General features: G+C 74.5%; 3 protein-coding genes. All 3 read left to right on the top strand.

What is annotated here, in order from left to right:
* The coding region (locus tag ABTY62_RS47300) for an acyltransferase domain-containing protein (protein WP_352135596.1) at nt 1-3356 on the top strand (3356 nt) is incomplete at its 5' end.
* Nucleotides 3357-3408: 52 nt separating this feature from the next.
* Nucleotides 3409-3738, top strand: a complete 330-nt coding sequence (locus ABTY62_RS47295) for a phosphopantetheine-binding protein (protein ID WP_352135595.1) — start codon at nt 3409-3411, stop codon at nt 3736-3738.
* Between the two features lie 3 nt (nt 3739-3741).
* On the top strand, nt 3742-4085 hold a 344-nt coding region (locus ABTY62_RS47290; RefSeq protein ID WP_352135594.1), incomplete at its 3' end, for an alpha/beta fold hydrolase.

Genomic DNA, 4085 nt, shown 5'->3' with positions numbered 1-4085 from the left:
AGACCGGCCCGGGGACGGGGGTGCGCCGCGCGGCGGTCAACGCGTTCGGGTTCGGCGGGATCAACGCACATGTGGTGCTGGAGCAGGCCCCCTTGAGGGCCCTTCGGCCCCCGACGCCCCCAAGCCCGCGGCCGCCGGCCACGGCGATGGCGGTGGCCGCCGGACCGGGTGTCGACGCACCTGACGCCGTCGGCCCCATCGCGCGCACGGGCGCGGCCACGTCCGGCGCCGTCGCCGGTATGCCGGACGCCACGGCCGCGCAGCCTGCGTCCACGTACTCCGCCGTACCGGGGACGGCCACGCCCACCGGACCTCACGCGCCGAGCACCGCGGCACCCGCCGCCCCCACCGCGCCCAGGGCCCAGGTCACCGAACCGGAGCGCGTACTCGCGCTGGCGGCCGAGACGCCGGAGCGGCTGGCCGCGTGGCTTACGTCGGACGACGCTGCGCTGCGGGCCACCGCGCCCGCGGCGGGCCGGGCGAGGCTCGGGATCGTCGGGCCGACCGCCAAGCGACTGGCGCTGGCGCGGCGCGTGGTGGCGAAGGCGGGTTCGTGGCGTGGGCGCAACGACGTGTGGTTCACGCCCGCTCCGCTGCTGAGCGAGGGACGGGTTGTGTTCGTCTTCCCCGGCCTGGAAGCCGAGTTCGCGCCACGGGTGGACGGCGTCGCCGAGTACTTCGGCCTCTCCCCCGCCACCGTCGGAGCGGCCGACGGCCGGGCGGCGGTCGGTGACATCGGCCGCCACGGCGTCGGCGTCTTCGCCGTCGGCCGACTGCTGGACCGGGCGCTGCGGCGGATGGGGGTGGTGCCGGACGCGGTGGCCGGACACAGCGTCGGCGAATGGACCGCGATGGTGTCCGCCGGTCTGCACTCCGGCGCCGCGGCCGATGAGTTCCTCGACTCGTTCGACCCCGACGCGCTGCGCGTGCCCGGACTGGCCTTCGGCGTGCTGGGCGCCCCCGCCGAGCGGGTGCTGGCCGCGCTCGCGGAAGGTGCGGGCGGCAGGGACGGCCGGGTCGTGCTCTCCCACGACAACGCGCCGAGCCAGTCGATGGTGTGCGGGCCGCACGCCGATGTCGACGCGTTCGTACGACGGCTGCGTGCCGAGGGGGTGATCGGGCACGTCCTGCCCTTTCAGTCGGGCTTCCACACCCCCATGCTGGCGCCCTACCTGGGGCCGATCAGAGCGGCCGCGGAGCGGTTCGAACTGTTCCCGCCGAGCGTGCCCATCTGGTCGGGGACGACCGCGGCACCCTATCCGCCCGACGAGGCCGACGTGCGTGAGCTGTTCGTCCGGCATCTGCTCGAACCGGTGCGCTTCCGGCTGCTGACGAAGGCCCTGTACGAGGCGGGCTTCCGGGCTTTCGTGCAGGTCGGCCCGGGACAGCTGGCCTCGCTCATCAACGACACGCTGCACGGGTCGGAACATCTCGCGGTGGCCGCCGACTCGCCGCACCGCGACGGCGTCGCCCAGCTGCGCCGGGTGGCCACCGCCCTGTGGGTGGAGGGCGCCCGGGTGGACCCGTCCCTGCCGCGCCCCACAACCGGGCCGTCCGCCTCGGCGGCAAAGCCGGTGCGGCTCGACCTGGGCGGCGCGCTGATCTCCCTGGACGAGGGGCGCCTCACCGGGCTGCGCCGCGAGCTGGCCTCCACCGCCCCTGGTCCGCAGCGGTCCATCCGCGCGGACACCGTATCCGCGCTGGACGCGATGGCGGGGCGGCTCCCGATGGCGGCGGAGCTCGGCGCGCTGCTCCGGGAGACGGCCGGTGCCGCCGCCGAGCTCATCGCCGTCGCGGGCCGCGCGGGCGGACCGCCGACCCCGCCGCCACCGACCCCGACACTCCCGACCCCGGACACCTGGCGCACCATGCTGTCGGTGTCCACCGACACCATGCCGTACCTGCGCGACCACTGCTTCTTCCGGCAACCCCCCGGCTGGCCCGACGAATCCGACCGGTGGCCGGTCGTCCCGGCGACCACGATCGTCGGCCACCTGATGGACGCGGCGGAGCGAGCCGCCCCCGGGCGGCGGGCGGTCGCGGTGCACGGCGCGCGGTTCGGCCGGTGGGTGACCGCCGCCCCGCCCGCCGAAGTGCCCATCACCGTGGCGCCGTCGCCCGAAGGCCCGGACCGGCTCGCCGTGGACTTCGGCCACAGCGCCCACGCCACGGTGGAACTCGCGCCCCGCCACCCACACCCCCGCCCCGCCCCCTGGCCCGCCGACCCGGCCGCCGAACACGCCCCCGCCCACACCGCGGTCCAGCTCTACGGCGAGCGCTTGATGTTCCATGGCCCGGCGTTCCAAGGCGTCAGCGAGATCACCGCGATCGGCGCCTCGCGCGTACGCGGCACGATCACCACACCGGCCGCGCCCGGCGCGCTGCTGGACAATGTGGGCCAGCTCCTCGGCTACTGGCTCATGGCGACCCGCACCGAGCGGACCGTGGTCTTTCCCGTCGGCATGCGCCACATACGCCTCTTCGGACCGCACCCGCGCCCCGGCACCCCGGTGGAGTGTGCGATCGAAGTCCTCTCGCTCACCGACACCATGCTCGAAGCAGACGTCCAGCTGCTCGTCGACGGACAGGTGTGGGCCCGGATCGACGGCTGGCAGGACCGCCGCTTCGATAATCATCCGAGCACCCGGCCGGTGGAGCGCTTCCCGGAACTCAACGCACTCTCGCAGGCACGTCCCGGTGGCTGGGTGCTGCTCCACGAGCGCTGGCCCGACCTGGCGTCCCGTGACCTGATCATGCGTAACCACCTGGGCGGCGCCGAGCGCCTGGAGTACGAGCGACAGGCCCCGCGCGGCCGCCGGCAGTGGCTGCTGGGCCGGATCGCCGCCAAGGACGCGGTGCGGCAGTGGCTCTGGGCGCGCGGAGAGGGGCCGGTCTTCCCGGCCGAGATCCAGGTGCGCGAGGACGCGCACGGCCGCCCGTACGTCGTCGGGGCGCACGGCCGGACGCTGCCCGCGCTGGACGTCACGCTCGCGAGCCGGGCCGAGGCCGGGGTGGCCCTGGTAGTGCCACGCCCACCGGGACACGCGGGCGGGCCGGGCCCCGGCATCCATATCGAGGAGATCACCGGACAGAACACCGCCGCGCAAGAGGCCGCGGCCCTGCGCGCGGCGAAGGAGGCGGTCGCCAAGGCCGAGGGCGTCGACAGCAGGGGCCACAGGCCGGACGTCACCGTGCTCGACGCGGCGGACCCGGAACGGCTCCTGGTCGAGGTGGCCACGGCCGCCGAGCGGCCGCGCCGCTACCGGGTGCACAGCGCGCGTACGGCCAACCCTCCCGGGTTGCCACCCAGGGACTACGTCGTGGCCTGGACGACCGGCCCGGCGGACGACGAGTGAGGAAACCGACCGGTCGGCGACCCGCCGGAACACAAACCGTGAAGGAGACACCGTGAGCACCGCCAAGCAGACCACCGCGGCACCCGCGGCGGACGACGAGGAGACCGTCCTCGCGGAGATCTCCGGAATGCTCCGGACCATGCTCGACGAGTACGGCCTGGACGACATCGAGATCGCCGTGGAGAGCCGGTTCATGGAGGATCTCGAGCTGGAGAGCATCGACCTCGTCACCCTGGCGGGAAGCCTTCAGGACCGATACGGAAGACGGGTCAACTTCGCCGAGTTCGTGGCCGGGCTGGAACTCGACGAGATCATCGAGCTCAGTGTGGGACGCCTCGTCGAGTACGTCGTCGGCTGCCTGAAGGCCGCCGAGGGGAGCTGACCGATGGCCATGGTCCACACCGGCGGGCCGGACGGCGTCAGGCTCCATGTGCAGCGGCTCGGCCCCGGCCACGCCGGGCCCGGCGGCAGCGGCGCGGCCCCCACCGCCGTGCTGCTGCACGGCCTGCTCACCGACAGCCTGGCCTCCTACTACTTCACCGTGGGCCCCGGGCTGGCCGCGGCCGGGATCGACGTGGTCATGTACGACCAGCGGGGCCACGGCCGCAGCGAACGCCCAACCCACGGCTACCGTCTGGACACCTTCGTCGGGGACCTGGAACGGCTGCTGGACCGGCTGGAGATCCACGGCCCGGTGCACCTGGTCGGCAACTGCTTCGGCGGAACGGT

The sequence above is a fragment of the Streptomyces sp. NPDC097640 genome (assembly GCF_040302705.1).
In the GTDB taxonomy this organism is placed as follows: Bacteria; Actinomycetota; Actinomycetes; order Streptomycetales; family Streptomycetaceae; genus Streptomyces.
Note: the sequence above shows the minus strand (reverse complement) of the source record. Positions and strands in the feature narration are given on the sequence as shown.